The organism is Paracoccus mutanolyticus, assembly GCF_003285265.1.
Classification (GTDB): domain Bacteria; phylum Pseudomonadota; class Alphaproteobacteria; order Rhodobacterales; family Rhodobacteraceae; genus Paracoccus; species Paracoccus yeei.
In genome coordinates this window covers 3,396,268-3,420,225 of sequence record NZ_CP030239.1, presented here as the reverse complement: position 1 = coordinate 3,420,225, position 23,958 = coordinate 3,396,268, and the positions used below count along the sequence as shown (strand labels likewise).

General features: G+C 66.9%; 18 protein-coding genes and 5 pseudogenes. 10 read left to right on the top strand and 13 right to left on the bottom strand.

The window, feature by feature from the left end:
* From DPM13_RS18575 to DPM13_RS18550, 7 genes and pseudogenes are all read right to left on the bottom strand, one after another.
* Positions 1-903, bottom strand: a complete 903-nt coding sequence (locus tag DPM13_RS18575) for a polysaccharide deacetylase family protein (protein WP_028718699.1) — start codon at positions 901-903, stop codon at positions 1-3.
* A complete protein-coding gene (locus DPM13_RS18570; protein WP_112888587.1) occupies positions 903-1,940 on the bottom strand; it encodes an asparaginase in 1,038 nt (345 codons plus the stop codon). Before DPM13_RS18570 ends, DPM13_RS18575 begins: the two co-directional genes overlap by 1 nt.
* Before the next feature lies 1 nt (position 1,941).
* On the bottom strand, positions 1,942-3,057 hold the full coding sequence (locus DPM13_RS18565; RefSeq protein WP_112888586.1) for an ABC transporter ATP-binding protein: 1,116 nt from the start codon (positions 3,055-3,057) through the stop codon (positions 1,942-1,944).
* A pseudogene (locus tag DPM13_RS18560) lies at positions 3,054-3,894 on the bottom strand (ABC transporter permease). Before DPM13_RS18560 ends, DPM13_RS18565 begins: the two are co-directional and overlap by 4 nt.
* Before the next feature lie 9 nt (positions 3,895-3,903).
* Positions 3,904-4,155 carry a hypothetical protein gene (locus DPM13_RS26310; protein ID WP_317616345.1) on the bottom strand — a complete coding sequence of 84 codons (252 nt, stop codon included), beginning with the start codon at positions 4,153-4,155 and terminating at the stop codon, positions 3,904-3,906.
* A complete protein-coding gene (locus DPM13_RS18555; RefSeq protein ID WP_317616344.1) occupies positions 4,107-4,778 on the bottom strand; it encodes an ABC transporter permease in 672 nt (223 codons plus the stop codon). Before DPM13_RS18555 ends, DPM13_RS26310 begins: the two co-directional genes overlap by 49 nt.
* Before the next feature lie 70 nt (positions 4,779-4,848).
* Positions 4,849-6,147, bottom strand: a complete 1,299-nt coding sequence (locus DPM13_RS18550; RefSeq protein WP_028718704.1) for an ABC transporter substrate-binding protein — start codon at positions 6,145-6,147, stop codon at positions 4,849-4,851.
* Between the two features lie 242 nt (positions 6,148-6,389).
* Here DPM13_RS18550 and DPM13_RS18545 point away from each other — a divergent pair, with 242 nt between their 5' ends.
* On the top strand, positions 6,390-7,412 hold the full coding sequence (locus tag DPM13_RS18545; protein ID WP_112888585.1) for a GntR family transcriptional regulator: 1,023 nt from the start codon (positions 6,390-6,392) through the stop codon (positions 7,410-7,412).
* Entirely contained in the window at positions 7,405-8,571 is a 1,167-nt protein-coding gene (locus DPM13_RS18540) for an ABC transporter substrate-binding protein (RefSeq protein ID WP_112888584.1), read from the top strand. The genes DPM13_RS18545 and DPM13_RS18540 overlap by 8 nt, the downstream gene beginning before the upstream one ends.
* 9 nt (positions 8,572-8,580) lie before the next feature.
* Here DPM13_RS18540 and DPM13_RS18535 read toward each other — a convergent pair whose 3' ends face one another.
* A complete protein-coding gene (locus DPM13_RS18535; protein ID WP_028718706.1) occupies positions 8,581-9,045 on the bottom strand; it encodes an Lrp/AsnC family transcriptional regulator in 465 nt (154 codons plus the stop codon).
* A 109-nt stretch (positions 9,046-9,154) separates the two neighbouring features.
* Between DPM13_RS18535 and DPM13_RS27780 the strand changes: the two genes are divergently transcribed.
* The 3 genes and pseudogenes from DPM13_RS27780 to DPM13_RS27770 all read left to right on the top strand — a co-directional run bounded on the left by DPM13_RS27780 (position 9,155) and on the right by DPM13_RS27770 (position 12,545).
* On the top strand, positions 9,155-9,754 hold the full coding sequence (locus DPM13_RS27780) for a hypothetical protein (RefSeq protein WP_449579234.1): 600 nt from the start codon (positions 9,155-9,157) through the stop codon (positions 9,752-9,754).
* Positions 9,755-9,838: 84 nt separating this feature from the next.
* Positions 9,839-10,495: pseudogene (locus DPM13_RS27775) on the top strand (proline dehydrogenase family protein); the annotation flags it as partial.
* 307 nt (positions 10,496-10,802) lie between these two features.
* Positions 10,803-12,545, top strand: a complete 1,743-nt coding sequence (locus DPM13_RS27770) for an L-glutamate gamma-semialdehyde dehydrogenase (RefSeq protein WP_449579233.1) — start codon at positions 10,803-10,805, stop codon at positions 12,543-12,545.
* A gap of 105 nt (positions 12,546-12,650) precedes the next feature.
* Here DPM13_RS27770 and DPM13_RS25495 read toward each other — a convergent pair whose 3' ends face one another.
* From DPM13_RS25495 to DPM13_RS18510, 5 genes and pseudogenes are all read right to left on the bottom strand, one after another.
* Entirely contained in the window at positions 12,651-13,523 is an 873-nt protein-coding gene (locus tag DPM13_RS25495) for an FAD-dependent oxidoreductase (protein ID WP_397246436.1), read from the bottom strand.
* The gene (locus DPM13_RS25490) at positions 13,439-14,149 is read right to left on the bottom strand and encodes an FAD-dependent oxidoreductase (RefSeq protein WP_262983189.1); all 711 of its coding nucleotides are present in this window, start codon (positions 14,147-14,149) and stop codon (positions 13,439-13,441) included. The genes DPM13_RS25495 and DPM13_RS25490 overlap by 85 nt, the downstream gene beginning before the upstream one ends.
* Positions 14,150-14,158: 9 nt before the next feature.
* Positions 14,159-15,182 (bottom strand): annotated as a pseudogene (locus tag DPM13_RS18520) (quaternary amine ABC transporter ATP-binding protein).
* Positions 15,175-16,062 carry an ABC transporter permease gene (locus tag DPM13_RS18515; RefSeq protein WP_088239153.1) on the bottom strand — a complete coding sequence of 296 codons (888 nt, stop codon included), beginning with the start codon at positions 16,060-16,062 and terminating at the stop codon, positions 15,175-15,177. The pseudogene DPM13_RS18520 and the gene DPM13_RS18515 overlap by 8 nt, the downstream one beginning before the upstream one ends.
* Before the next feature lie 182 nt (positions 16,063-16,244).
* On the bottom strand, positions 16,245-17,126 hold the full coding sequence (locus DPM13_RS18510) for a glycine betaine ABC transporter substrate-binding protein (protein WP_223252176.1): 882 nt from the start codon (positions 17,124-17,126) through the stop codon (positions 16,245-16,247).
* 479 nt (positions 17,127-17,605) lie between these two features.
* Between DPM13_RS18510 and hpbA the strand changes: the two genes are divergently transcribed.
* From hpbA to DPM13_RS18485, 5 genes and pseudogenes are all read left to right on the top strand, one after another.
* Positions 17,606-19,642 (top strand): N-methyl-L-proline N-demethylase HpbA, encoded by a 2,037-nt coding sequence (gene hpbA / locus DPM13_RS18505; RefSeq protein ID WP_112888583.1) that lies wholly within the window; start codon positions 17,606-17,608, stop codon positions 19,640-19,642.
* Positions 19,643-19,827: 185 nt separating this feature from the next.
* Positions 19,828-20,590: pseudogene (locus DPM13_RS18500) on the top strand (electron transfer flavoprotein subunit beta/FixA family protein).
* A 236-nt stretch (positions 20,591-20,826) separates the two neighbouring features.
* Positions 20,827-21,483 (top strand): annotated as a pseudogene (locus DPM13_RS18495) (electron transfer flavoprotein subunit alpha/FixB family protein); the annotation flags it as partial.
* A gap of 349 nt (positions 21,484-21,832) precedes the next feature.
* Positions 21,833-22,834: a glycine betaine ABC transporter substrate-binding protein gene (locus tag DPM13_RS18490; protein ID WP_112888818.1), complete on the top strand. Its 1,002-nt coding sequence runs from the start codon at positions 21,833-21,835 to the stop codon at positions 22,832-22,834.
* 71 nt (positions 22,835-22,905) lie between these two features.
* On the top strand, positions 22,906-23,958 hold the full coding sequence (locus DPM13_RS18485) for a proline racemase family protein (protein ID WP_112888582.1): 1,053 nt from the start codon (positions 22,906-22,908) through the stop codon (positions 23,956-23,958).

Genomic DNA, 23,958 nt, shown 5'->3' with positions numbered 1-23,958 from the left:
TCAGATCACCTCGGGCCGCTTGTCCGAGGCGAAGGGATAGCGCTTGCGGAAATCGTCGGCGATCTCCTCGAAGGTGGCCCATTCGATGCCGTCGTGGCCGTTGATGTATTCGATCAGCCGTTCCAGCATCAGCAGCACCTGCGGACGGCCAGACACATCCGGGTGGATGGTGAAGGCAAAGACGGCATAGTCCATCTCACGGTAAACCCAGTCGAACTGGTCGCGCCACAGTTCCTCGATGTCGCGGGGATTGACGAAGCCGTGGCTGTTCGGCGCCTTCTTCATGAACATCATCGGCGGCAGGTCGTCGACATACCAGTTGGCGGCGATATCGACCAGGTCGATTTCCTTGCCGTGCTTCAGCGGGTGCATCCAGTCCTTGGCCTGCTTGGTATAGTCGATGACGTTCCATTCGTCGCCGACGCGGGCATAGAACGGCTGAAAGTCGCGGTAGCCCTGTGAGTGGTCATAGCTGAAGCCGTATTTCTGCAACAGCGCGGCGGTCGAGTTCGACATTTCCCACCAGGGCGCGACATAGCCGCGCGGCGCGCGGCCGGTCAGCCCCTCGATCAGCTCGATGGACTTGACCAGCACGTCCTCTTCCTGCTGGGGGGTCATGGCGATGGGGTTCTCGTGCAGATAGCCGTGGGCGCCGATCTCATGCCCGGCATCGACGATCATCCGCATCTCGTCCGGGAAGGTTTCCAGCGAATGGCCGGGAATGAAGAAGCTGGTGCGCAGGTCGTATTTCTTGAACAGCCGCAGCAGGCGCGGGATGCCGACCTCGGTCGCGAAGATGCCGCGCTGGATGTCCGAGGGGCTGTCGCCGCCGCCATAGGACCCGATCCAGCCGGCGACCGAGTCGATGTCGGTGCCGAATGCGCAATAGATTTTCTTGGCCATCATAGCCTCCCTGTTGAGGTGTTTTCGGGATCGTCGGTGCCGCGGGCGTCCGCCGCGGAACGCCAGGACAGGTCGGTGAAGCGGTCGAAACGCTCGGGCGCCCCGGTCATCAGCGCCAGCATCAGCACCAGCCGCGCCTTCAGCGCGTCAAGATCGCCGCTGCCGCGCAGGCCCCGCTTCAGCAGGTCGATTTCCCCCCCGACCTGGCCATAGGTCCGTGACAGCACGCGCCCGCCCCGGGTGCGGCTGGAAAAGATCACCGGAACGCGGCGCGCGGCCGATGTCAGCGGCTCCAGCCAGGAGGACAGCACATGCCCGCCGCCCGCCAGGTCCAGCACAAGGCCCGCGGCGCCGGCGGCCAGTGCCGCCTCGACCAGCAGCGGCGGGTCGGAAAGGCCGGGCTTGAGGATCGGGACGAAGGGCAGGGCGGCCTCCAGCGCCGGGTCAAAGGTAGGGCCGCGCGGCGGCCGGGCATAAAGCGCGGGCCGCCCCTCGGCCATCCAGCCCAGGGGGGCAGGGGACCAGAACGCCCCGGTCGAGGAGGTGTCGCGCTTTTGCACCCAGGCGGCCGGGTGGATCACATCGTCAAAGGCGACCATGACCCCCAGGTCGCGGCATCGCGGATCGGCCGCGCAGGCGACGGCGGCAAACAGGTTCGCCGCCCCGTCCGCCCCGGGCACCGAGGGGTTGCGCATCGCCCCCGTCACCACCACTGGGATGGCCCCCCGGTGCAGAAGATGCAGCAGAAAGGCGGTTTCCTCGATGGTGTCGGTGCCCTGGGTGACGACGATGCCGGCGGCGCCCTGATCCTCATGCGCGCGGATCGCGGCGGCCAGTTCGATCACCAGCGGCAGGCCGATCTCGGTCGAGGGGACGTTCGACAGGTTCCGCGCCTCGACATCGGCCAGCGCGGCCAGCTGGGGGACGGCCGCCACCAGGTCGGCGCCGGTCAGGCCGGGCGCGACGCCGGACCCCGCGCTGTCGGGCGTGCAGGCGATGGTGCCGCCCAGGGCGATGATCTGGACTTGGGGCTTCATCCTAGTCCTCGTGCGGCGTGCCGGCCGAATTGTTCGTGCCGGGCAGGTAATGGTTCAGCGCCGGGTCCCAGGCGGCATGGACCGTCTCGCCCACCGCGCGGGGGCGGGCGAAGAATTCCTCGTCGTCCATGTAGATGATGAATTCCTCGCGCAGGCCGGTGTCCAGCGCGACCTTGACGAAGGTGCCCTGGTATTCGATGTTCACCACCTGCCCGGAAATGCCGTTGCGCGGGGCGGGCGCGTCGGCGGCGCGGATGCGGTCGCGGCGCACCGAAAAGCGCAGCTCCTGCCCGGTCTGCAGCCCCGCCGCGCCGGCGACGTCATAGGTCAGGCCGGTCGGCCCGGTCACGACCGCGCTGCCGACCTCGGCGCGGGCGACGGTGCCGCCCAGCACGTTCTGGCCGCCCATGAAGCGGGCGACATAGGGGCTGTGCGGAAAATTGTAGATCTCGCGCGGGCTGGCGGCTTGTTCGATCAAGCCGTGGTCCATCACCACCACCTGGTCGGCCAGGGCGATCGCCTCGGGCTGGGTATGGGTGACGTGGATGAAGGTGATGCCCAGGTCGTTCTGCAACCGCTTCAGTTCGACCCGCATTTTCAGCCGCAGGAACTCGTCCAGCGCGGAAAGCGGCTCGTCCAGCAGCAGGACCTTGGGCTTGTTGATCAGCGCGCGGGCCAGGGCCACGCGCTGCTGCTGGCCGCCCGACAGCTCGGACGGCACGCGGTCGGCCAGATGCAGAAGCTGCACCCGATCCAGCATCTCGCGCGCGGCGCGGCGGCGCTCGTCCGCGCGGACGCCCTTGACGCGCAGGCTGAAGGCCACGTTGTCGGTCAGCGACAGATGCGGGAACAGCGCATAGTTCTGAAACATCAGCGCCGTCCCCCGGCTGCCGGTGCGGGCCGTGGTCACGTCGGTGCCGCCGATCGAGATGGTGCCGGAGCTTGGGGTTTCGTGCCCGGCGATCATCCGCAGCAGCGTCGTCTTGCCGCAGCCCGAGGGGCCGATCATGCAGCAATAGGCCCCGCCGTCGATGGTCAGATCGACATTGTTGACGGCTTTCACCGGGCCGTAAAGCTTGGTGACGTTGCGGATGTCGATGCGGCTTTGTTCTGTCATTCGGTTTTTCCCCGCTTGGCGCGCGACCGCTGCCTCTGGATGATGGCGATGGCGCCGAAGGCCAGGGCGATCACCAGGAAGCTGACGGCCGAGGTCACCGTGCCGATGGCGTAAAGCGCCGGCGTGGTGACATTCGTGGTCATGTTCGAGATTTCGATGGGCAGCGTGTTCTTGCCCCCCACGGTCAGCAGCGACCGCGGCATTTCGTCATAGGACAGCGTAAAGCCGAACAGGGCGACGGCGATCAGCCCGGGGAACAGGATCGGCACCGTGACCAGGCCCAGCACCTGCCAGGGCCGGGCGCCCGCGTCGCGGGCCGCTTCCTCCCACGATCCGTCGAAGCGGTTCAGCACGGCGAACATGATCAGCAGGCCAAAAGGCAGCGTCCAGCTGAGATGCGCGCCCAGGCCCGACAGCCACCACGCAGCCGCAGGCCCAGCAGCTGGAACAGCTGGCTGATGCCCAGGCCCAGCAGGATGCCCGGCACGATCAGGCTGATGATCGACAGGTAGAACAGCGGCCCCGCCCCCAGAAGCGGCGGCGAAAGCCCAGCGCCGCGAACAGGCAGACCGTCGCGGTGATGACCATCGCCATCAGTCCCAGCACCAGCGACCGGCGGAATGCGCCGCCAAGGTCGCCATAGCGGCTGGAGGACCACAGGTCATGGAACCAGTGCGTCGAGACGCCGCGCATCGGAAAGGTCAGCCCGCCCGTCGGTCCCTGGAAGCTGAGGATGAAGATCATCAGCATCGGACCGTACAGGAACAGGACGAACAGCGCGAAGAAGGCCGCGAGGATATAGAAATCGGCGCCGCGGCGGGTGGATGACTGTGCCATGATTGCCCCCTACTTCGCCAGCTCGGCGCGGATGTCGACCACCCGCAGGATGGCCGAGACCATCAGCACCACCACCACGATCAGCAGCACCGCCAGGGCCGAGGCCTGCGGATAGAACAGCTGGTCGATCTGGTTCTTCATCGCCGAGACGACCGAGGCGCTTTGCCCGCCGCTCATCACCCGGACGACGAAGAAATCGCCCATCACCAGCGTCACGACAAAGATCGACCCCAGCGCGATCCCGGTCTTGGCATGCGGCATGATGACGGATGCTGCACCTGCCAGCCGCTGGCGCCAAGGTCTCGCGCCGCCTCGATCAGGTTGCGGTCGAGCGTGGAGAGGCTGTTGTAGATCGGGACGATCATGAACAGCGTGAACAGGTGGACATAGGTCAGCACCACCGCGAAATCCGAATACAGCAGGATATCCAGCGGCTGCCGGATCAGCCCGGCCTGCATCAGCATCTGGTTGAACAGCCCCTCGCGCCCCAGGAAGGGGATCCAACTGACCATGCGGATCACGTTCGAGGTCCAGAACGGAATCGTGCACAGCAGGAAAAGCCCGATCTGCCATTTCAGGTTGCGGACGTGAAAGACCAGGAAATACGAACACGTGAACCCGATCAGCACCGTAGCCACCAGCACCATCGCTGCGTATTTCAGCGTGTTCAGGAACAGGGTCAGCGTGACGCCGGCGGTCAGCACGTCGTGGTAGTTCTGCCAGGTGAAGGCGGGATAGACCGAGATCCCGTCGGATTCCCAGAAGCTCAGCATGACCACGGTGCCGATGGGGATGCCCACCATCGCCAGCATGATGAAGGCCAGCGGCGCGACCTGCAGATAGGGGGCCAGGCGCGATCCGCTGCCGGACGATTTGGCGGACATGGCGGTTCTCCGAACAGAGGCGTTCTTCAGGAAGGGCGGCGCGTGTGGTGCCACGCCGCCCGCCCGGCGCTCAGGCCGAGACGAACTCGTTCCAGCGCTGGACCATGTAGCGCTCTTCGTCCATCACCGTGTTCCAGCAGGCGACATGGCCCATGCGGTCCTGGAACGACCCGCCGTCGCGCACGGCGCCGGCCTTGTCCATCACCGCCCCGTAAGGGTCCAGGATGTCCTCGGTCGCGGGCTTGCCTTCGTACCAGTAGCCGACCTCGTTCGGGGTCAGGTTCGCCAAGGCGGTTTCGGGGACCGAGGAATAATAGCCCTGCCGCGCGATGAAGGCGCCCTGCCAGCCGGACAGATACCAGTTCAGGTATTCGTAGGCCGCTTCCAGCTTCACGCCTTCCAGGTGCCCCATCAGGCCCATGCCAAGGCCCCAGCCGCGATAGCCTTCCTTGAGGCCCTGATAGACGCATTGCAGCCCGCGCGACTTGACCGCCGTCACGGCGGGCGACCACATCGACTGGATCACCACCTCGCCCGCGGCCATCAGGTTCACGGATTCATCGAATGTGCTCCAGAAGGCGCGGAACTGGCCGGCCTTCTTCAGCTCGATCAGGCGGTTGATGGTGTGGTCGATCTCCTCTCGGGTCATGTTGCCCTTGTCGGCATAGGTGATCTCGCCCATCGCCTCGAGCGCCATGGCGGCGTCCATGATGCCGATCTGGGGGATGTTCACCAGGGCGGTCTTGCCCTTGAACTCTGGGTTGAAAAGCTCGGCCCAGCTTTCCACCGGCCGCCCGATCAGGTCCGAGCGGATGCCCAGCGTGTCGGCGTTGTAGATGGTGGGCATGGTGGTGGCGTAATCGGTCGCCTCGGTCGCGAAACTGGTGTCGCCGGGGCCGCCGGTGTACATCACCTCGAACGGCATGGTGCCCTGGCGCGACAGGTCCGAGCCGTCGAAGTTCTTGCCGTCCCGCATCAGCGGCGTCATCTTGGACCACAGCTTGATCTTGGCGATCTCGACCGGCTGCAGCTTGCCCGAACGCCAGACCTTCTGCATCGCCCAGAATTCCAGGTCGGCGATGTCGATGGTTTCGGGCTGGGTGACCACCTTGGCCATCAGCGCGGTGCTGTCTGCGGTCTGCGGCACGATCTTGAAGCCCAGGTCGGCGCTGGCCTTTTCCGCGATGTCGGCGATCACCGAATAAGAGGGGCCCACCTGGTTCAGGGTCACGTCCTTGATGGTCTGGGCCCAGATCATCGGCGCGCCGATGGCGCCCGATCCCAGCGCCGCCCCGGTGGCCGCGGCCGTGGTCTTCAGAAATCGGCGACGCGTCAGCCCCGCGCGATCCTGTCTGTCAGATTGCGTCATCTCATATCTCCCCGTTGGATCCCCGTGACCATCGCACGGACAGCGCCGGCCCGGGCCAGTTCGGCGGCCTTCTGGAGTCGGCATCGACAGGCATACGGTAGCAAACTGTATTTAGGATGCAATGCACATTTCCATTTGCGCGACCAGAATGGCGGGCGCAAGATCGCGGACGGGGGCAGGTGCGGAACCCTGGGCCGTTTGCCTGAAAATCCGCCCGGTTCTTGTGCAGGAAGTGGATCGCGATGACCTTGGGCAAGGCGCAGGACCAGGCGGGGGGCGCAGGAGGCGCGTTCTTCTATGCCTCGGTGCGCGATCTGCTTGCAGGCAAGATCCGGACCGGCGAACTGCCCGCCGGCACCGTCCTGAAGGAGGCGCGGATTTCCAGTCAGTTGGGGATGAGCCGGGCGCCCGTGCGCCGGGCGCTGGCCATGCTGGCCCAGCAGGGGCTGGTCACGCGGGCATCGGGCCAGGGCTATGTCGTGGGCCGGTCGGGTACCCCGCTGCGCCTGTCCTCGCGTCACCTGCACCAGATCCTGACGGCCGAGGCGGACGACATCGAGCGCACGGCGTCGTGGGAGCGGATCTTTTCGCAGGTTGCCGAAACCGTCACCGCCTGCATGCCCTTCGGCACCTTCCGCATCCAGGAAACCGAACTGGGCGATTTCCACAATGTCAGCCGCACCGTCGCGCGCGAGGTCCTGTGGCGCCTGATGGACCGGCGGCTGATCGAAAAGAACCGCAAGTCGCACTGGATCGTCGGGCAGATGACGGCGCGGGACCTGCGCGACACCCTGCAGATGCGCCGCCTGCTTGAACCCGAGGCCTTGGCCCAGGTCGCCCCCAGCCTGCCGGCCGAACGGTCCGCGGCGCTGCTTTCCCAGGTCGAGGCCGCGATCCAGGCGTTTCCGGCCTGCGGTGCCGCCGCGCTGGACAGGCTGGAGCAGGCGATGTTCGTCGAGATGTACGAGGGCGTGCGCAATTCGCGCTTGCTCGGCTCGATCCGCCGGAACCAGTTGTCGCTTCTGGTCCCGCGCCTGTTCCGGCGCCATTTCCCGATCATCGACGACCTGCCTGCGCTGCACGAATATGCGGGGATCCTGCGCCACCTGGGGCGGGGCCAGATCGGCCAGGCGCAGGGCTTGCTGCACGCCCATCTGCTGCGGGTCGAAGCGCTGACCCTGGCCCGGCTGCGCGTCCTGTCGCTGCTGGAGCCGCCGGACCTTGCCCCCTACATGGCGCCCGTCTATCGGGGCCGCGATGGCTGAGGCGCTCAGGGTCATCGGCACTTCGGCCACGCTGACCGGCGCGCTGCGCCGGCAGGCGCATGCCGACCTGGACTTTCCGATCGAATTCGAGGTGCTGGACGGGCTGGCCTGCCAAAGCCGGGGCGTTCTGTCGCCGGAAAGCTATGACGTCTATGACCAGTGGTTCCATTCCCTGGACCTGCTGTGGACGGCGGGGTCGATCCAGGCCATCGACACCGGCCGCATCGGACGCTGGCCGCAGGTCCGCTCATCGGGCGTGTTCGGGGGCGCGGGGCAGGGCTTCGGCACGCGTCCGGGGGATGTCCTGTTCGTCCAGCCCGACCGCACGCTGTCGGCCGTGCCTGCCTCGGCGGTGCCGCCGATCTCGATGCTGCCGACGTCCTACAACGTGGACAGCTTTGCCTATATGCCCGAACTGGCCGCCCGCCGCCGCCCGGATGAACCGGAAAGCTGGGCCTGGCTTCTGGATGAACGCTGGCACGGCCGCTGCGCGCTCAGCCTGGACCCGGCGGCCAGCGCGGTCGAACTGGCCATGGCGGTCGAGGCGGCCGGCCTGATGCGGGTCGGCGATCCGGGCGACCTGACCGTCGAGGAGATCGACGAGATGTTCGGCCATCTGATGGCGCGCAAGCGCAGCGGGCATTTCAGCCGCTTCTGGACCTCGGCCGAGGATTCGATCCGGCTTTTGTCCACCTCGGGCTGCGTCGTCTCGTCGCTGTGGTCCCCGGCCTATTACGGCATGAGAAAGCTTGGCTTCGATCTGACCTATGCCGCCCCGGCCGAGGGCTATCGCGGGTGGCATTCCGGCATGTGCCTGTCGGCCGCGGCGCAGGGTGCGCGGCTTGAGATGGCCTATCGCTATCTGAACTGGTGGCTGGACGGCGTGCCTGGCGCGATCATGGCCCGCCAGGGCTATTACATGTCGGTGCCCGAGCCCCTGCGCGACACGCTGAGCGGCGAGGAATGGGATTACTGGTATGGTGGGCTGCCTGCCGCCGCCGACCTGCCCGACATGGAGGGGCGGGTCGTCGTCCGCAAGGGCGAGTGCCGCGAAGGGGGCGGCTATCACCAGCGCCTGGCCAAGGTCCGGGTCTGGAGCACGATCATGCCCGAACACAATTACCTGGTCCGGCGCTGGCACGAATTCCAGCAGGCCTGACGCCGCCCCTTAGCCCAGGTTGAAGTTCTGCTCGACCACGGCCTCCATGGACACATGGCTTGACGTGTTGCTGATGTGGGGCAGGATCGAGATCTTCTCGGCAAGGATCTGGCGGAAATGGGCCATGTCGCGCGAACGCACCTTCAGCAGGTAATCGCAGCCACCGGCGATCATGTAGCATTCCTCGACCTCGGGGATGGCGCGGACGGCGGTGTTGAACTGCTGCAGCGCGTGTTCGCGCGTGTCGTTCATGCTGACCTCGAGATAGGTGACATTGGTCAGTCCCAGCTTCAGCGGGGACAGGATCGCGCGATAGCCGGTGATCAGGCCGATCTCCTCCATGTGCCGGATGCGCAGCGCGACGGGCGTCTTGGACAGCCCCACCTTGCGCGCCAGTTCCGCGACCGGGATGCGGGCGTTCTGGGTCAATTCCTCAAGAATTTTCCAATCCACCGGGTCCAGCCTGTCCTGCATCCTGTCATCGCCCTGAAAAATGTTCCGTTCGCCTAGCATATAGCACATCTTCGGGCACATGGACCATGGGACATGTGGTATCACTGCCGCAACGAACCAGGAGATCCGCATGTCGTCATCCGTCAGCCCCACCGTGTTTTCGACCGAAGCCAAGTTCGCGGATGAAGCGGCGCTTCTGGACAGGCTGGTCGCCCAGGCCGCGCTGAGCCCCGCCGCGCGCGCCCAGATCACCGCCCGCGCCGCCGATCTGGTGCGCCGCATCCGGGCCGAGGCCAAGCCCAGCCTGATGGAGCATTTCCTGTCGGAATACGGGCTGTCCACGCGCGAGGGCGTGGCGCTGATGTGCCTGGCCGAGGCGATGCTGCGCGTCCCCGACCGCCAGACCATCGACGCGCTGATCGAGGACAAGATCGCCCCCTCGGACTGGGGCAGGCACCTGGGCGAGGCGACCTCGTCGCTGGTCAACGCCTCGACCTGGGCCCTGATGCTGACCGGCAAGGTGCTGGACGACGACCAGGCCGGCACGCTGCGCCGGATGGTCCGCCGCCTGGGCGAGCCGGTGATCCGGTCCGCCGTCGGCCGCGCGATGAAGGAAATGGGCCGCCAGTTCGTACTGGGCCAGACCATCGGCAAGGCGCTGGACCGCGCCCGCACGCGCGAGGCGCAGGGCTTTACCTACAGCTACGACATCTGGGCGAGGCGGCGATGACCGGGCTGACGCCGCACGCTATGACCGCGCCTATGCCGACGCCATCGCGGCCATCGCCAAGCCTGCGACAAGGGCTCGGTCCAGATGAACCCCGGCATCTCGATCAAGCTTTCGGCGCTGCATCCGCGCTATGAGGTGGCGCAGGAAGCGCGCGTCATGGCCGAACTGGTGCCGGTGGTGCTGCGGCTGGCGCAACAGGCCAAGGCGGCCGGCATGGGCATGAACATCGACGCCGAGGAGCAGGACCGGCTGGTGCTGTCCCTGAAGGTGATCGAGGCGGTGCTGTCGGACCCCTCGCTGGCCGGCTGGGACGGGTTCGGCGTGGTGGTGCAGGCCTATGGCAAGCGCGCCGGCCAGACCATCGACTGGCTTTACGATACCGCCGCGCGTCTGGACCGCAAGATCATGGTGCGGCTGGTCAAGGGCGCCTATTGGGACACCGAGATCAAGCGCGCCCAGGTCGAGGGTTTCCCCGGCTTTCCGCTGTTCACCAGCAAGGTCGCGACCGATGTCAGCTATATCGCCAATGCCCGCAAGCTGATCGGCTACGGCGACCGGATCTATCCGCAATTCGCCACCCACAACGCCCAGACCGTCGCCGCCATTCTGGAAATGGCCCAGGGCGTCGAGTTCGAATTCCAGCGCCTGCACGGCATGGGCGAGCGGCTGCATGACATCGTCCTGCGCGAGACGAAAGGCCGCTGCCGGATCTACGCGCCCGTCGGCGCGCATCGCGACCTGCTGGCCTATCTGGTCCGCCGCCTGTTGGAAAACGGCGCGAACAGCAGCTTCGTCAACCAGATCGTGGACGAAGCCATCCCGCCCGAGGAGGTCGCCCGCGACCCCTTCGACGCGCTGGCGACGGCGCGCCCGCCGCGTTCTCTGCTGACCCCGCAGGCCCTGTTCGGCGATGACCGCCCGAACTCGACGGGTTTCGACCTGAGCGACGAGCAGGTGCTGGCCGCGATCGAGGCCGCGCGCGACCTGCCCCTTCCCGATGCTTTGCCGCAGACCGTCTCGGAGCCGACCGGCACACGACAGGATGAGGATGATCCCGGCCACCGGCGAAAAGACGCCGGATGCGGATCGTCAATGCCGAAACCGCGGGCGTGCCATCGACGACGCCCGCATCTGGGACGCCCCGGCGGCGGAACGCGCCGCCGTGCTGCGCCGCGCCGCCGACCTTTACGAGGAAAACCACGCCCGCATCTTTGGCATCCTCGGCCGAGAGGCCGGCAAGACCCTGGGCGACGCCGTGGCCGAACTGCGCGAACGCGGTGTTCGGCTTTTCCGCGAGAACCGCGGCGACTACGCCAGCGACAGTGCGGCCTACAAGGCGATCGCGCCGTGGAACTTTCCGCTGGCGATCTTTACCGGCCAGATCGCGGCGGCGTTGATGGCGGGGAATGCCGTCATCGCCAAGCCGGCCGAGCCGACGCCGGTGATCGCGATGCTGGGGGTGCAATTGCTGCACCAGGCCGGCGTGCCAAAGACCGCGCTGCAACTGCTGCCGGGACGCGGCAGCGTGGTGGGCACGGCCATGACCTCGGACCCGCGTGTGGCGGGGGTGGTCTTTACCGGCTCGACCGAGACGGCGCAGACCATCGCCCGGACCATGGCCGCGAACCTGGAACCCGGCACGCCGCTGATCGCCGAAACCGGCGGGCTGAACGCGATGGTGGTCGATTCGACCGCCCTGCCGGAACAGGCGGTGCGCGACGTGGTGGCCTCGAGCTTCCGGTCGGCGGGGCAGCGCTGTTCGGCCCTGCGCTGCCTGTACGTCCAGGAAGACATCGCCCCGCATCTGATCGAGATGATCAAGGGCGCGATGGACGAACTGACCGTGGGCGACCCCTGGGCGCTGTCGACCGACGTGGGCCCGGTGATCGACCCCAAGGCGCAAAAGGACATCGCCGGCTATATCGAGGCCAACGACAACCGCGTGCTGCACAAGCTGGACGTGCCGGACCAAGGCTACTTCATCCCGCCGACGCTGCTGAAGGTCGGCGGCATCGCCGACCTCGAGCGCGAAACCTTTGGCCCGGTCCTGCATGTCGCGACCTTCCGGGGCGACGATCTGGATCAGGTCGTGGCCGACATCAACGCGCGCGGCTTCGGGCTGACCTTTGGCCTGCACACCCGCATCGACAGCCGCGTGCAAGAGGTCTCGGACGCGATCCATGTCGGCAACATCTACGTCAACCGCAACCAGATCGGCGCGGTCGTGGGCAGCCAGCCCTTTGGCGGCGAGGGGCTGTCGGGTACCGGGCCCAAGGCCGGCGGGCCGCGCTATGTGCCGCGCTTCTTCGCGCCCGGCGCGCCGGCGGCCATCGGCATGGCGTGGAAGGCGCCGGCCGACGAGGCCCGGCTGCGCAGCGCCCTGTCGGCCGCCGCAGTCCCGAAAAGGATCGAAGAGCGGCTGATGCCCGGCCCCACCGGAGAGCTGAACCGGCTGTCCGCCCACGCCCGGGGCCCGGTCCTGTGTCTGGGTCCGGGCCGGGCGGCCGCCGCCGCGCAGGTGACCGCGGTCGAGCGGCTGGGCGGCATCGCCGTTGCTGCCGATGGCGATGTCGCGCCCGCGCTGCTGACCCGGCTGCCGCAGCTTTCCGCGGTGCTGTGGTGGGGCGACGAGGCGCGCGGCCGCGCCTATGCCGCGGCGCTGGCGGACCGCGATGGCGAAATCGTGCAGCTGATCACCGCCATGCCCGACCTGGCCCATGTCGCCCACGAACGCCACCTGTGCGTTGACACCACCGCAGCCGGGGGCAATGCCGCGCTGCTGGCGGGCTGAACCGGGCAAGGGGGCCCCGCGCGGGTCCCCGCCCGAACGGGCGGGTGACGCCGTGGCAAAGGGGACCCCGCGGGGTCCCCCTTTTCTTGCGCGCCGACGCGCGGCTCAGGCGGCGGTTGCGGCTTGGGGGCGCATGGGCGGGTTGATCCGCTCGACCTCGGCGGCAAAGCAGCGCAATTCCTCGTGCCGGCGCTCCTCGCTCCAGCCCATGGCGGCCGCCATGACATGGGACAACCCCTCGGCCCGGGCATGGCCCAGATCGGGGCCCAGCCCGTCGGGCAGGCGGCGGCGGACCAGGTCGGCCAGGGTCACGACATGTTCGGCCTGCAGCAATGCCTCGATCCCGGCGCGGGTCGCGGGCGGTTCGGGCTTCAGGATGGTGCCTTGGGGCGCCGCGCCGCGCTTGCCCAGCCGCCGTTCGACGGCCCGGGCCGCCAGCCGCGCCGCGTGGCGATGCAGCATGATGGTCGAGCCGGTGATCGCCAGCAGCCGGGGCCGCGCCGCATCCTCGACCACGCGAACCGGCAGGACGGTCGTCCGGCCATCCTGGGTCGAGGTCGGACGCACGCCGCACCAGGCATGGATCACGTGGCTGCGGTCCAGTCCCAGCCGGGGGAACAGCAGGTTCGCCTCGGCCAGGATATAGTCGATCTCGGCCTCGTCGACCGTCACGGTGTCGGGGTCGCCTGTGACGACGGTTTCGGTCGGACCGATGAAATGCAGGTCGCGCCAGGGAAAGACGTAGAAGGGCTCGCCCTTGCTGGAGAACGCCTCCAGCCCCAGGCCGCGGAAGCGGTCGGGCAGGCGGATCATGACGTTGACACCCTTGACGCCCAGGACGCGCGGGCCGGTTCCGCCGCCCGGCACCCGGTCGATCCAGGGACCTGCGGCGTTCACCACCAGATCGGCCGTGACCCGGGCCGTGCCCGCCGCACCGGGCGCGCGTTCGGCCAGCGAAACCTGCCAGCGCCGGTCCAGCCGGTCGATCCGGTGACCGCGGTATAGGTGCGGATCGTCGCGCCGCGCCGTTCGGCATCCAGCGCGGTGTCGACGCAGATGCGTTCGGGCCAGGCATACATGTATTCCTGAAACAGCCCCACGCCCGTCAGCGGCCCGCCCAGTTCGGCGGCAAGCGCGCTTGCCCCCGCCACGTCGGCCGTCCGGCGATAGGCCAGGGGGACCCGCCAGCCGCCAAGCGCCTCGACCAGCTTGAAGCCCAGATCGACCAGCCAGGCCGGATAGCGGTCGCCGCGCCGGAAGGGGTAATGGAAATCATGCCGCGTCAGGTGCCCGGGCATCGACTGCACAAGCTCGGCCCGGCAGCGCATCACCTGGCGGGTATAGCGCAGGCGCTGCAGCATGTCGCGGGGCCGCAGCGCCATCTGCCACAGCGGATAGCGCGCCGCCAGGTAGCCAAGGCCCGAATACAGCATCCGGCTGGACCGCGCCGAGGTGCCCGAGGCGATGTCGCCCCGGTCCACCAGCAGGGTGCGATAGCCGCGCCCCGCCAGTTCGCGGGCCGTCGCGCAGCCGACGGCGCCCGCGCCGACGATCACCACGTCGAAATGGACGGCATCGAGGTCGTCCAGCGTCGGTCGGGTCATGGCGCCCCTCTATGCCCCGGCCGAGACCGAGATCGCGCGCTGCATCGACAGTCGCCCGACCGGCTTGCCGCTGGGGTCCTCGACGCCCAGGCTTTGCACGCCCCGGGCCATCATGTCGCGCAGCGCCTGCGTCAGGGTGATGTCGGACCGCACCACGGGTTCGGGCAGGGGCTCGCCGTTCAGGGGCTCCATCACCGAGGCCACCTGCACCACCTTGCCGCGGTCGACATGCTGGACGAAGTTCGCCACATAGTCGTCGGCGGGGTTCAGCACGATGTCCTGCCCGGTGCCCTGCTGAATGACCGAACCGTCGCGCAAAAGCGCGATGCGGTCGCCGATGCGCAAGGCCTCGTCAAGGTCGTGGGTGATGAAGACGATGGTCTTGCGACCTCTTTTGCAGGTCCAGCAGGACCGTCTGCATGTCATAGCGGATCAAGGGGTCCAGCGCCGAATAGGCCTCGTCCATCAGCAGGATCGGGGCGTCGTTCGCCAGCGCGCGGGCCAGGCCCACGCGCTGCTGCATGCCGCCCGACAGCTGGCTGGGATACTTGGCCTCGAACCCCTTCAGGCCGACCCGTTCGATCCAGCGCATCGCGGTCTTGTGCCGGGTCGCCGAGTCGACGCCCTGCACTTCCAGCCCGTAGCCCACGTTTTCAAGGACCGTGCGGTGCGGCAGCAGGCCGAATTTCTGGAACACCATCGCCGTCTTGTGCATGCGGAACTGGCGCAGCACCTCGGGGGCCATCTGCACGACGTCCTGGCCCTCGATGACGATCTGGCCGGCGGTGGGTTCGATCAGCCGGTTGATGTGGCGGATCAGCGTCGACTTGCCCGAACCAGACAGTCCCATCACGACCTGGATCGCGCCGGCCGGGATCGAGATGTTGATGTCGCGCAGGCCCAGCACATGGCGGTGCTTGTCGTTCAGCTCCTGCTTGGTCATGCCGCGGTTGACGGCATCGACGTACTCCGCTCCGCGCGCGCCGAAGATCTTGTAAAGGTTGCGGATCTCGATTCCGATGGGTTCAGACATGATGGCCTCCGCGGTGTTTCTGCAGGCGCTGGCCCCAGGCCTGGCTGATGCGGTCGAACAGGATCGCGATACCGACGATGGCAAGCCCGTTGAAAAGCCCCAGCGTGAAATACTGGTTCGAGATCGCCTTCAGCACCGGCTGGCCCAGGCCCTGGACGCCGATCATGGATGCGATGACGACCATCGCCAGCGCCATCATGATGGTCTGGTTGATGCCGGCCATGATGGTGGGCAGGGCCAGCGGCAGCTCCGCCTTGATCAGGCGCTGCCATTTCGAGGACCCGAAGGCGTCGGCGGCCTCGAGCACTTCGCTGTCCACCTGGCGGATGCCCAGGTTCGTCAGGCGGATCATCGGCGGGATGGCGTAGATCACCACGGCGATCAGCCCCGGCACCTTGCCGATGCCCAGCAGCATGACCACCGGGATCAGATAGACGAAGCTCGGCATGGTCTGCATCACGTCCAGCACCGGATTGACCACCCCCTGCACCCGGTCCGAGCGCGACATCAGGATGCCGATGGGCAGCCCGACCGCGATGGCGAGGAGCGTCGAGGTCAGGATCATCGAGATGGTCTTCATCGTGTCATCCCACATCCCGAAGGCGCCGATCAGGCAAAGCGTCAGGATGCAGGCGACAACGATCCTGGCGCTGCGGCTGGCGCCCCAGGCGATGGCCGCGATGGCGATCAGGATAATCGGCCAGGGCGTGCTCGTCAGCAGGTTTTCCGACCAGACCAGAAAATGGCGCAGGGGCTCGAACAGGCTTTCGATGGCGTCGCCATAACTGCGGGTAAAGCTGCGGAAGCCGTCGTCGATGACCTTCTTCAGGTCACGAAGGAATCCGTCGTTCAGCTGCGGGAACTTGTCGAACCAAGTCATGGCGACCTCATGGAGCGGGTGGGCTACGACAGGCAGGGGGCGGGCCTTGGCCGGCCCCCCGGCGATCTTACAGGGCAGCCTTGATGGTCTCGGCCGCCTCGGGGCTGACCCATTGGGTCCAATCTCGGGGTGGGTCTTCAGGAAGTCGCGCGCGCCGTCCTGGCCCGTGGCCTGGTTCTCGGTCATCCAGCCATCAGCGCGTTGACCGTGTCGTTCGACCAGCTGCGTTTTTTCAGATAGTCGATGACGGCCGGATCGGTCGTTTCGGCGAACTCCTTGGCCACCAGGGTCAGGACTTCGTCGGTGGGCCAGCTGTTCGGCTTGGGGTCGGCGCAATCGGCCACCGAGGTGCAGCGTTTCCATTCCGCCATGTCCAGCGGCACGCCGAAGTCCAGCTTGACCATCTCGTATTTGCCCAAAAGCGCGGTCGGGGCCCAGTAATACCCGACCCAGCCCTCGTGGCGTTCATAGGCCCGCGCGACCGCGCCGTCGTGCCCCGCGGCCGAGCCCGGGTCGACCAGGGTAAAGCCGTGATCCTCGGCCCCGAAGGCGTGGGCCAGCTGCGTGGTGATGACATTGCCGCCCCAGCCTTGCGGGCCGGTAAAGATCGCGCCCTTGGACGGGTCCTCGGGTGCGGGAAACAGTTCGGGATGCTTCAGCACGTCCGCGACGGTGCGGATCTCGGGGTGTTCGTCCTGGATGAACTTGGGCATGAACCAGCCCTGCACACCGCCGTCCGACAGCGCCTTGCCGACCGAGACGATCTTGCCCTCGGCCAGGCCCTTTTCGAACAGTTCGGGCATCAGCCCGACCCAGCCCTCGGGAACGATTTCGGGCGAGCCCTTTTCCACCAGCGAGGTGATGGCCGGGACAGTGTCGCCCACCGTGACCTCGGCGTCGCAGCCATAGCCTTCGTTCAGGATGAACTGGTCCAGGCTGGCCAGCACCTCGGCGCTTTGCCAGTTCATGCTGGCGATGGTCAGCGACCCGCATTCGGCCCGTGCCGCGGTCGAGAAGGCGAGCGCCGGTACGGCGGCTGCAAAGGCGAGGGCGAGTTTCTGCATCTTGCGTTTCCTGTGCGGCTGTTCCCTTGGCGCCGTACGAGCCGCCGCATGGCTTGCCGCGCCTGATTTTCCCCTTGGCCCGGTGCGGTGGAACCCGGTGTGCGCACGCAGCGGCCCGAATGGCCGCGCTGCCTCCTCCGTGGCAAATCCTCCGCCCCAAGGCGTCTCCCGTCATATTCGCTACAGAATGGCCGGCGTTCTTGCAACAAAATGTTCATGACTGTCGGATCAAAGTTCATAATAGAGCATTTGCTATGCAGGTAAGAACGTGGTGGCGACCTTGTTGAACAGTTGTACGATTGCGGGATCCGTCCTTGACGAAGGCTGATTCGCCTTGCGGCGCGCCCAGGATGCTAAGGCTTCGTCCCGATAATGTTCATTTTTGGGCGTTAACCGTTCACAGATGATTTTTTAATTGACATGAATGAACAGTTTCAGGATTGCTGAAGGGCAGAGTATCCACCCATCCAGGCAGAGCCATGTCGAACGATCCCCTTTTGCAGCCCTATCAGCTGAAGCACCTGACGCTTCGCAACCGGATCATGATCACCAGCCACGAGCCTGCCTATCCCGAGGATGGCATGCCCAAGGACCGCTATCGTGCCTATCATGTCGAACGCGCCAGGGCGGGGGTGGCGCTGACCATGACGGCGGGCTCGGCCTCGGTGTCGCGCGACAGCCCGCCGGTCTTCAACAACATCCTGGCCTGGAAGGACGAGGTCGTCGGCTGGATGAAGAAGCTGACCGACGAATGCCACGACCACGGCTGCGCGGTGATGATCCAGCTGACGCACCTGGGCCGGCGCACGCGCTGGGACAAGGCGGACTGGCTGCCCGTCGTCTCCCCCAGCCACGAACGCGAGGCGGCGCACCGTTCGTTCCCCAAGAAGATGGAGGATTGGGACATCAGCCGCATCATCGGCGACTATGTCGATGCCGCCGAACGGATGAAGGCCGCGGGCCTGGACGGGCTGGAACTGCAGGCGTATGGCCACCTGATGGACCAGTTCTGGTCGCCCCTGACCAACGACCTGGACGGCCCCTATGGCGGCAGCCTGGACAACCGGCTGCGCTTTACCTTCGACATCCTCAAGGGCATCCGCGAACGCTGCGGCGAGGATTTCATCTTGGGCGTGCGCTATACCGGGGATGAGGATCTGCCCGGCGGCATCACCGCCGAGGACGGCATCGCCATTTCGCAAAAGCTCAAGGACAGTGGGCTGGTCGATTTCCTGAACGTGGTCAAGGGCCATATCGACACCGACGCCGGCCTGACGGACGTGATCCCGGTGCAGGGCATGCGCAATGCGCCGCACCTGGAATTCGCCGGGGCGATCCGCAAGGCCACCAATTTCCCGACCTTCCACGCCGCCAAGATCCCCGACGTGCCGACCGCGCGCCACGCCATCGCCGCAGGGCTGCTGGACATGGTCGGCATGACCCGCGCCCACATGGCCGACCCGCATCTGGTCCGCAAGGTGATCGAGGGGCGCGAGGACGACATTCGCCCCTGCGTCGGCGCGAACTATTGCCTCGACCGCATCTATCAGGGCGGGCTGGCCTTCTGCCTGCACAACGCCGCAACGGGGCGCGAGGAAACGATGCCCCACACCATCCCTGCCGCGCCCACGAAAAAGCGCGTCACCATCGTCGGGGCAGGCCCCGCCGGGATGGAGGCCGCCCGCGTCGCGGCCGAGCGCGGCCATGCCGTGACGGTCTTCGAGGCCGCCGACCAGCCCGGCGGCCAGATCCGCCTGACCGCGCTGCAGGAACGGCGGCGCGAGATGATCTCGATCATCGCCTGGCGGCAGGCCATGTGCGAAAAGCACGGCGTCACCTTCAACTTCAACACCTTCGCCGAGGCCGAGGACGTGCTGGCGACCGACCCGGACGAGGTCATCGTCGCCACCGGCGGCCTGCCCCATACCGAGGTTCTGACCGAGGGCAACGATCTGGTGGTGTCCGCCTGGGACATTCTTTCCGGCGACGTGAAACCGGGCCAGAACGTGCTGGTCTATGACGACGCGGGCGACCATGCCGCGCTGCAGGCCGCCGACCTGATCGCCGCGACCGGCGCCAGGGTGGAAATCGTGACGCCGGACCGCAGCTTCTCGCCCGAGGTGATGGCGATGAACCTGGTTCCCTACATGCGCAGCCTGCAAAAGCTGGACACCACCTTCACCGTGACCTGGCGGCTGATGCAGGTCGCGCGCGACGGCAACCAGCTGCGCGCGACACTGGGCAGCGATTACGGCGGCGTCACCCGCGAGCGGCTGGTCGATCAGGTGGTGGTCAACCACGGCACGCGCCCGCTGGACGAGTTGTATTTCGACCTGAAGCCCCTCTCCTCGAACCTGGGCGAGGTCGACTACGAGGCGCTGACCACCGGCGGGTTTCAGAATGTCCGCAAGAACCCCGAGGGCAAGTTCCGCCTGTTCCGCATCGGCGATGCGGTGGCCGCCCGCAACACCCATGCCGCGATCTACGACGCGCTGCGGCTGGTCAAGGATCTGTAATGCTTTGGCGCGCCGATGGGATCGGCGCGCCCTGATATCCAGGAGAGTCATGTCGCGCACCGGAGCCCTGCAGAATGCCTGCCTGCCGCCTCCGGGACGTGCGGCCGCCATGCGCCTGGATGAACCGCCGCTCGCCCTTCGGAGCGCGGCGCGTATGACGGATGACACCAACGACAGGATTTGTGATGAAGATCCTCATCCCGGTAAAGCGGGTTATTGACTACAACGTGAAGGCTCGGGTTCGGAGCGACGGGTCTGGGGTTGACCTTGCGAATGTGAAGATGTCGATGAACCCGTTCGACGAGATCGCGGTCGAGGAGGCGATCCGCCTGAAGGAAGCCGGCAAGGCCGATGAGGTGATCGCGGTCACGCATCGGCGTGAAGCAGGCTCAGGAAACTCTGCGCACGGCGCTGGCGATGGGCGCGGACCGGGCCATTCTCGTCGCTGCTGCGGATGACGTGCACCAGGACATCGAGCCCTTGGCGGTGGCCAAGATCCTGGCCGCGGTGGCCAGGGCCGAGGGCGCCGAGCTGGTCATCGCGGGCAAGCAGGCCATCGACAACGACATGAACGCGACCGGGCAGATGCTGGCGGCGCTTCTGGGCTGGGGCCAGGCGACCTTCGCCTCGAAGCTCGAGATCGAGGGGGCCAGGGCCAAGGTGACGCGCGAGGTCGACGGCGGCCTGCAGACCATCGAGGTCGGCCTGCCCGCGGTCGTGACCGCCGACCTGCGGCTGAACGAGCCGCGCTATGCGAGCCTTCCGAACATCATGAAGGCCAAGAAGAAGCCGCTGGAGGAGAAGACCCCGGCCGATTACGGGGTCGAGGTCGCGCCGCGGCTCGAGGTGGTCTCGGTGCGCGAGCCCGAGGGCCGCAAGGCCGGCATCAAGGTGGGATCGTTCAGGCCTGTATCGGTCATTTTCAGAAGGGCTATCCGGCTGTCCTGATCCAGGAAGTCCCGACCGGCAGCGCGAACCTGGACGCGGCCGGGGCCGATGGACGCGGTCCGGCTTGGGCGCGGCGCCGGTTCTGGTGGCGGGCGCGCAGGCCCGCGCCGCCGCCGCCGAGGCGGCACGTCGCCGGCGGGCGAAGGTGCTGTGGCTGATGCCCCTTGAGGCCAGGCCCTTCTGGCGGCACGGCTGCCCGACGTGCCGCGGCCGGCGCTCGCCGACAACCACCGCGCCCGTCGACGGATGCCAAGAACGTGCTGCCGCGCGTCGCGGCGCTTCTGGACGTGATGGTTCTGTCGGAGGTCTCGAAGGTGATCGACGAGGGCACGTTCGAGCGCCCGATCTATGCCGGCAACGCGATCCAGACGGTGCGCTCGAAGGATGCGACCAAGGTCTTCACGCTGCGCACGGCAAGCTTCGAGGCGGCGCCCGGCGGCGGCTCGGCGGCGATCGCCGAGGCGGCGGCCGCGGCCGATCCGGGGCTGTCGTCCTGGGTCGCCGACGAGGTGGCCGAGAGCGACCGTCCCGAACTGACAAGCGCGAAACGCGTGGTCTCGGGCGGCCGGGCGCTGGGGTCGAAGGAGAGCTTCGCGATCATCGAGCAGCTCGCCGACAAGCTGGGCGCGGCGGTCGGCGCGTCGCGCGCGGCGGTCGACAGTGGCTATGCGCCGAACGACTGGCAGGTCGGGCAGACCGGCAAGGTGGTGGCGCCCGAGCTTTACGTGGCCGTGGGCATCTCGGGCGCGATCCAGCACCTGGCGGGGATGAAGGATTCGAAGGTGATCGTCGCCATCAACAAGGACGAGGAGGCCCCCATCTTCCAGGTCGCCGACTACGGCCTCGTCGGTGACCTCTTCACCGTGGTGCCGGAACTCACAGGAAAGCTCTGAGCGCTTCACCGTCTGCGCAAATACCCCGGGGGGCGCGTCCCCGCGGCCCCGGCGGGGGCCACGGGGCCGCGGGGGCAGAGCCCCCGGCCACCCCACGCAACGCGCCGGCCCAGCCCCGGACCGAAACCGCCCCCGCAAAAGGGGCGGTTTTGCATTTCCACCCTCCTTCGAAAGACCCGCGACAGCGCAGAAATTCCCTTCTTTCGTTGATCGTGCTTGACCGAATCGCGGCACTCGCACAAAACTGTATCTGAAATATCATATACGGTTCTGAAACCCATCGAGCTCTGGCGGTATTTCGAAACAAAGCGGCACCCTCCAACAACCAGCCGCATACAGGGAGATGGAAATGCAGAAACTGCTTGGCTCGACTGTCCTTGCCGCCGCCTTCTGCGGGGCAGGCGGCATGGCACTTGGCGCGGAATGCGGGGATGTGACGCTGGCCGTCCACAATGTGCAAAGCGCCGAGGTGCTGACCTTTGTCGACAAGTTCATCCTGGAGCACGGCTATGGCTGCACCGTCGAGACAGTGCCGGGCGACACCGTGCCCACGACCACCTCGATGGTGGAAAAGGGCGATCCCGACGTGTCCTCGGAAACCTGGGTGAACCTGCTGCCCGAAGTGGTGCCGCGCGGCCTGGCCGAGGGCAAGATCATCTATGGCGCCCCCGCGCTGCCCGATGGTGGCATCCAGGGCTGGTGGATCCCGAAATACCTGGCCGACGCCCATCCCGAGATCAAGACCGTCGACGACGCCCTGGCCCATCCCGAACTGTTTCCCGACCCTGAGGATTCCGGCAAGGGCGTGATCTTCAACGGGGCCGAAGGCTGGGGCGCCACGGTCGTCACCGCGCAGCTTTACAAAGCCTATGGCGCCGAGGCCAAGGGCTTCAACCTGATGAGCCCTGGCTCGGCCGCGGGCCTCGACGGGGCCATCGCCAAGGCCTACGAGCGGCAGGAAGGGTTCATCACCTATTACTGGGCGCCGACCGCGCTCTTGGGCAAATATCCCATGGTGATGCTGCAGGCGACGGTCGAACACGATCCCGACGAATGGAAGCGCTGCATCACCACGCTCGACTGCGCCGATCCCAAGATCACCGGCTGGCCCGTGGACGAGGTGATGACGGTCGTCACCAAGGATTTCGCCGCACGCACCAGCCCCGAGGTCATGGCCTATTTCACCACCCGCGGCTGGAGCAACGACACCGTCAGCAAGCTGATGGCCTGGGAAACCGACAACCAAGCCACGGGCGAGGATGGCGCCGTCCACTTCCTGAAGGAAAGCAAGGATATCTGGACCAAATGGGTGCCGCCCGAAGTGGCCCAGAAGGTCGAAGCCGCCCTTTAGGTCCTGGTCCAACCGTTTCCGCCCGGGCCGGCGCCCGGGCGGCCGACCACCATCATTTCCAGGAGAGAGTCATGGCGTTCAAGCGCATGATCAATGCCGTCGATACCCATGCCGGAACGCCGATGCGTGTCATCACCGGCGGCGTGCCGCACATTCCGGGCAATTCCGTCTATGAAAAGATGAAATGGCTGGAAACCAACGACGACCAGTTGCGCAAGCTGATGCTGCGCGAGCCGCGCGGCTATCCGGCGCATTGCTGCAACATCATCGTGCCCCCGACCCACCCCGAGGCCGATGCCGGCTATATCATCATGGAGCAGATCGAATATCCCGTCATGTCGGGCGGGAACACGATCTCGGTCGTCACCGTGCTGCTCGAGATGGGCTTGCTGCCGATGCAGGAGCCGGTGACCGAACTGGTGCTCGAGGCGCCGGCCGGGCTGATCCGCGTGCGCGCCGAATGTCAGGGCGGCAAGGTCAAAAGCGTGACGTTCCGCAACGTGCCCGCCTTTGCCGCGCATCTGGACGCCGAAATCGACGTGCCGCACCTGGGGCGTGTGCGCGTCGATGTGGGCTGGGGCGGCATGTTCTATGTCATCGCGGACGTGCGCCAGTTCCCGGGCCTGGAGCTGATCCCCGACCATGGGCGCGAAATCACGCGCGTGTCCTCGATGATCCGGCAGGCCGCGATCGAGCAGCTGCCGGTCGCCCATCCCGACTATCCCGGCGTGGGCATCACCATCTCGCAGCTTTCGGGACCGACCGGGGACCCGAACGCGGACTGGAAGAACGCCGTCACCATGGCCTCGGGCGACTTCTCCTGGGACGATCCGGCGACCTGGACCGGCGCGATCGACCGCTGCCCTTGCGGCACGGGCACCTGCGCCAAGATGGCGGTGCTGCACGCCAAGGGCGAATTGCCGCTGAACCGGCCCTTCCGCCACCAAAGCATCCTCGGCAATGTCTATACCGGCCGCCTGGTCGAGGAAACGACCATCGCCGGCCGCGCCGCGGTCGTTCCCGAGGTCTCGGGAACCAGCTGGATCTATGGGCTGAACACGCTGGTGCTGGACCACGACGATCCGTTCACGGAAGGGTTCACCGTGGGCGACACCTGGGCCTGA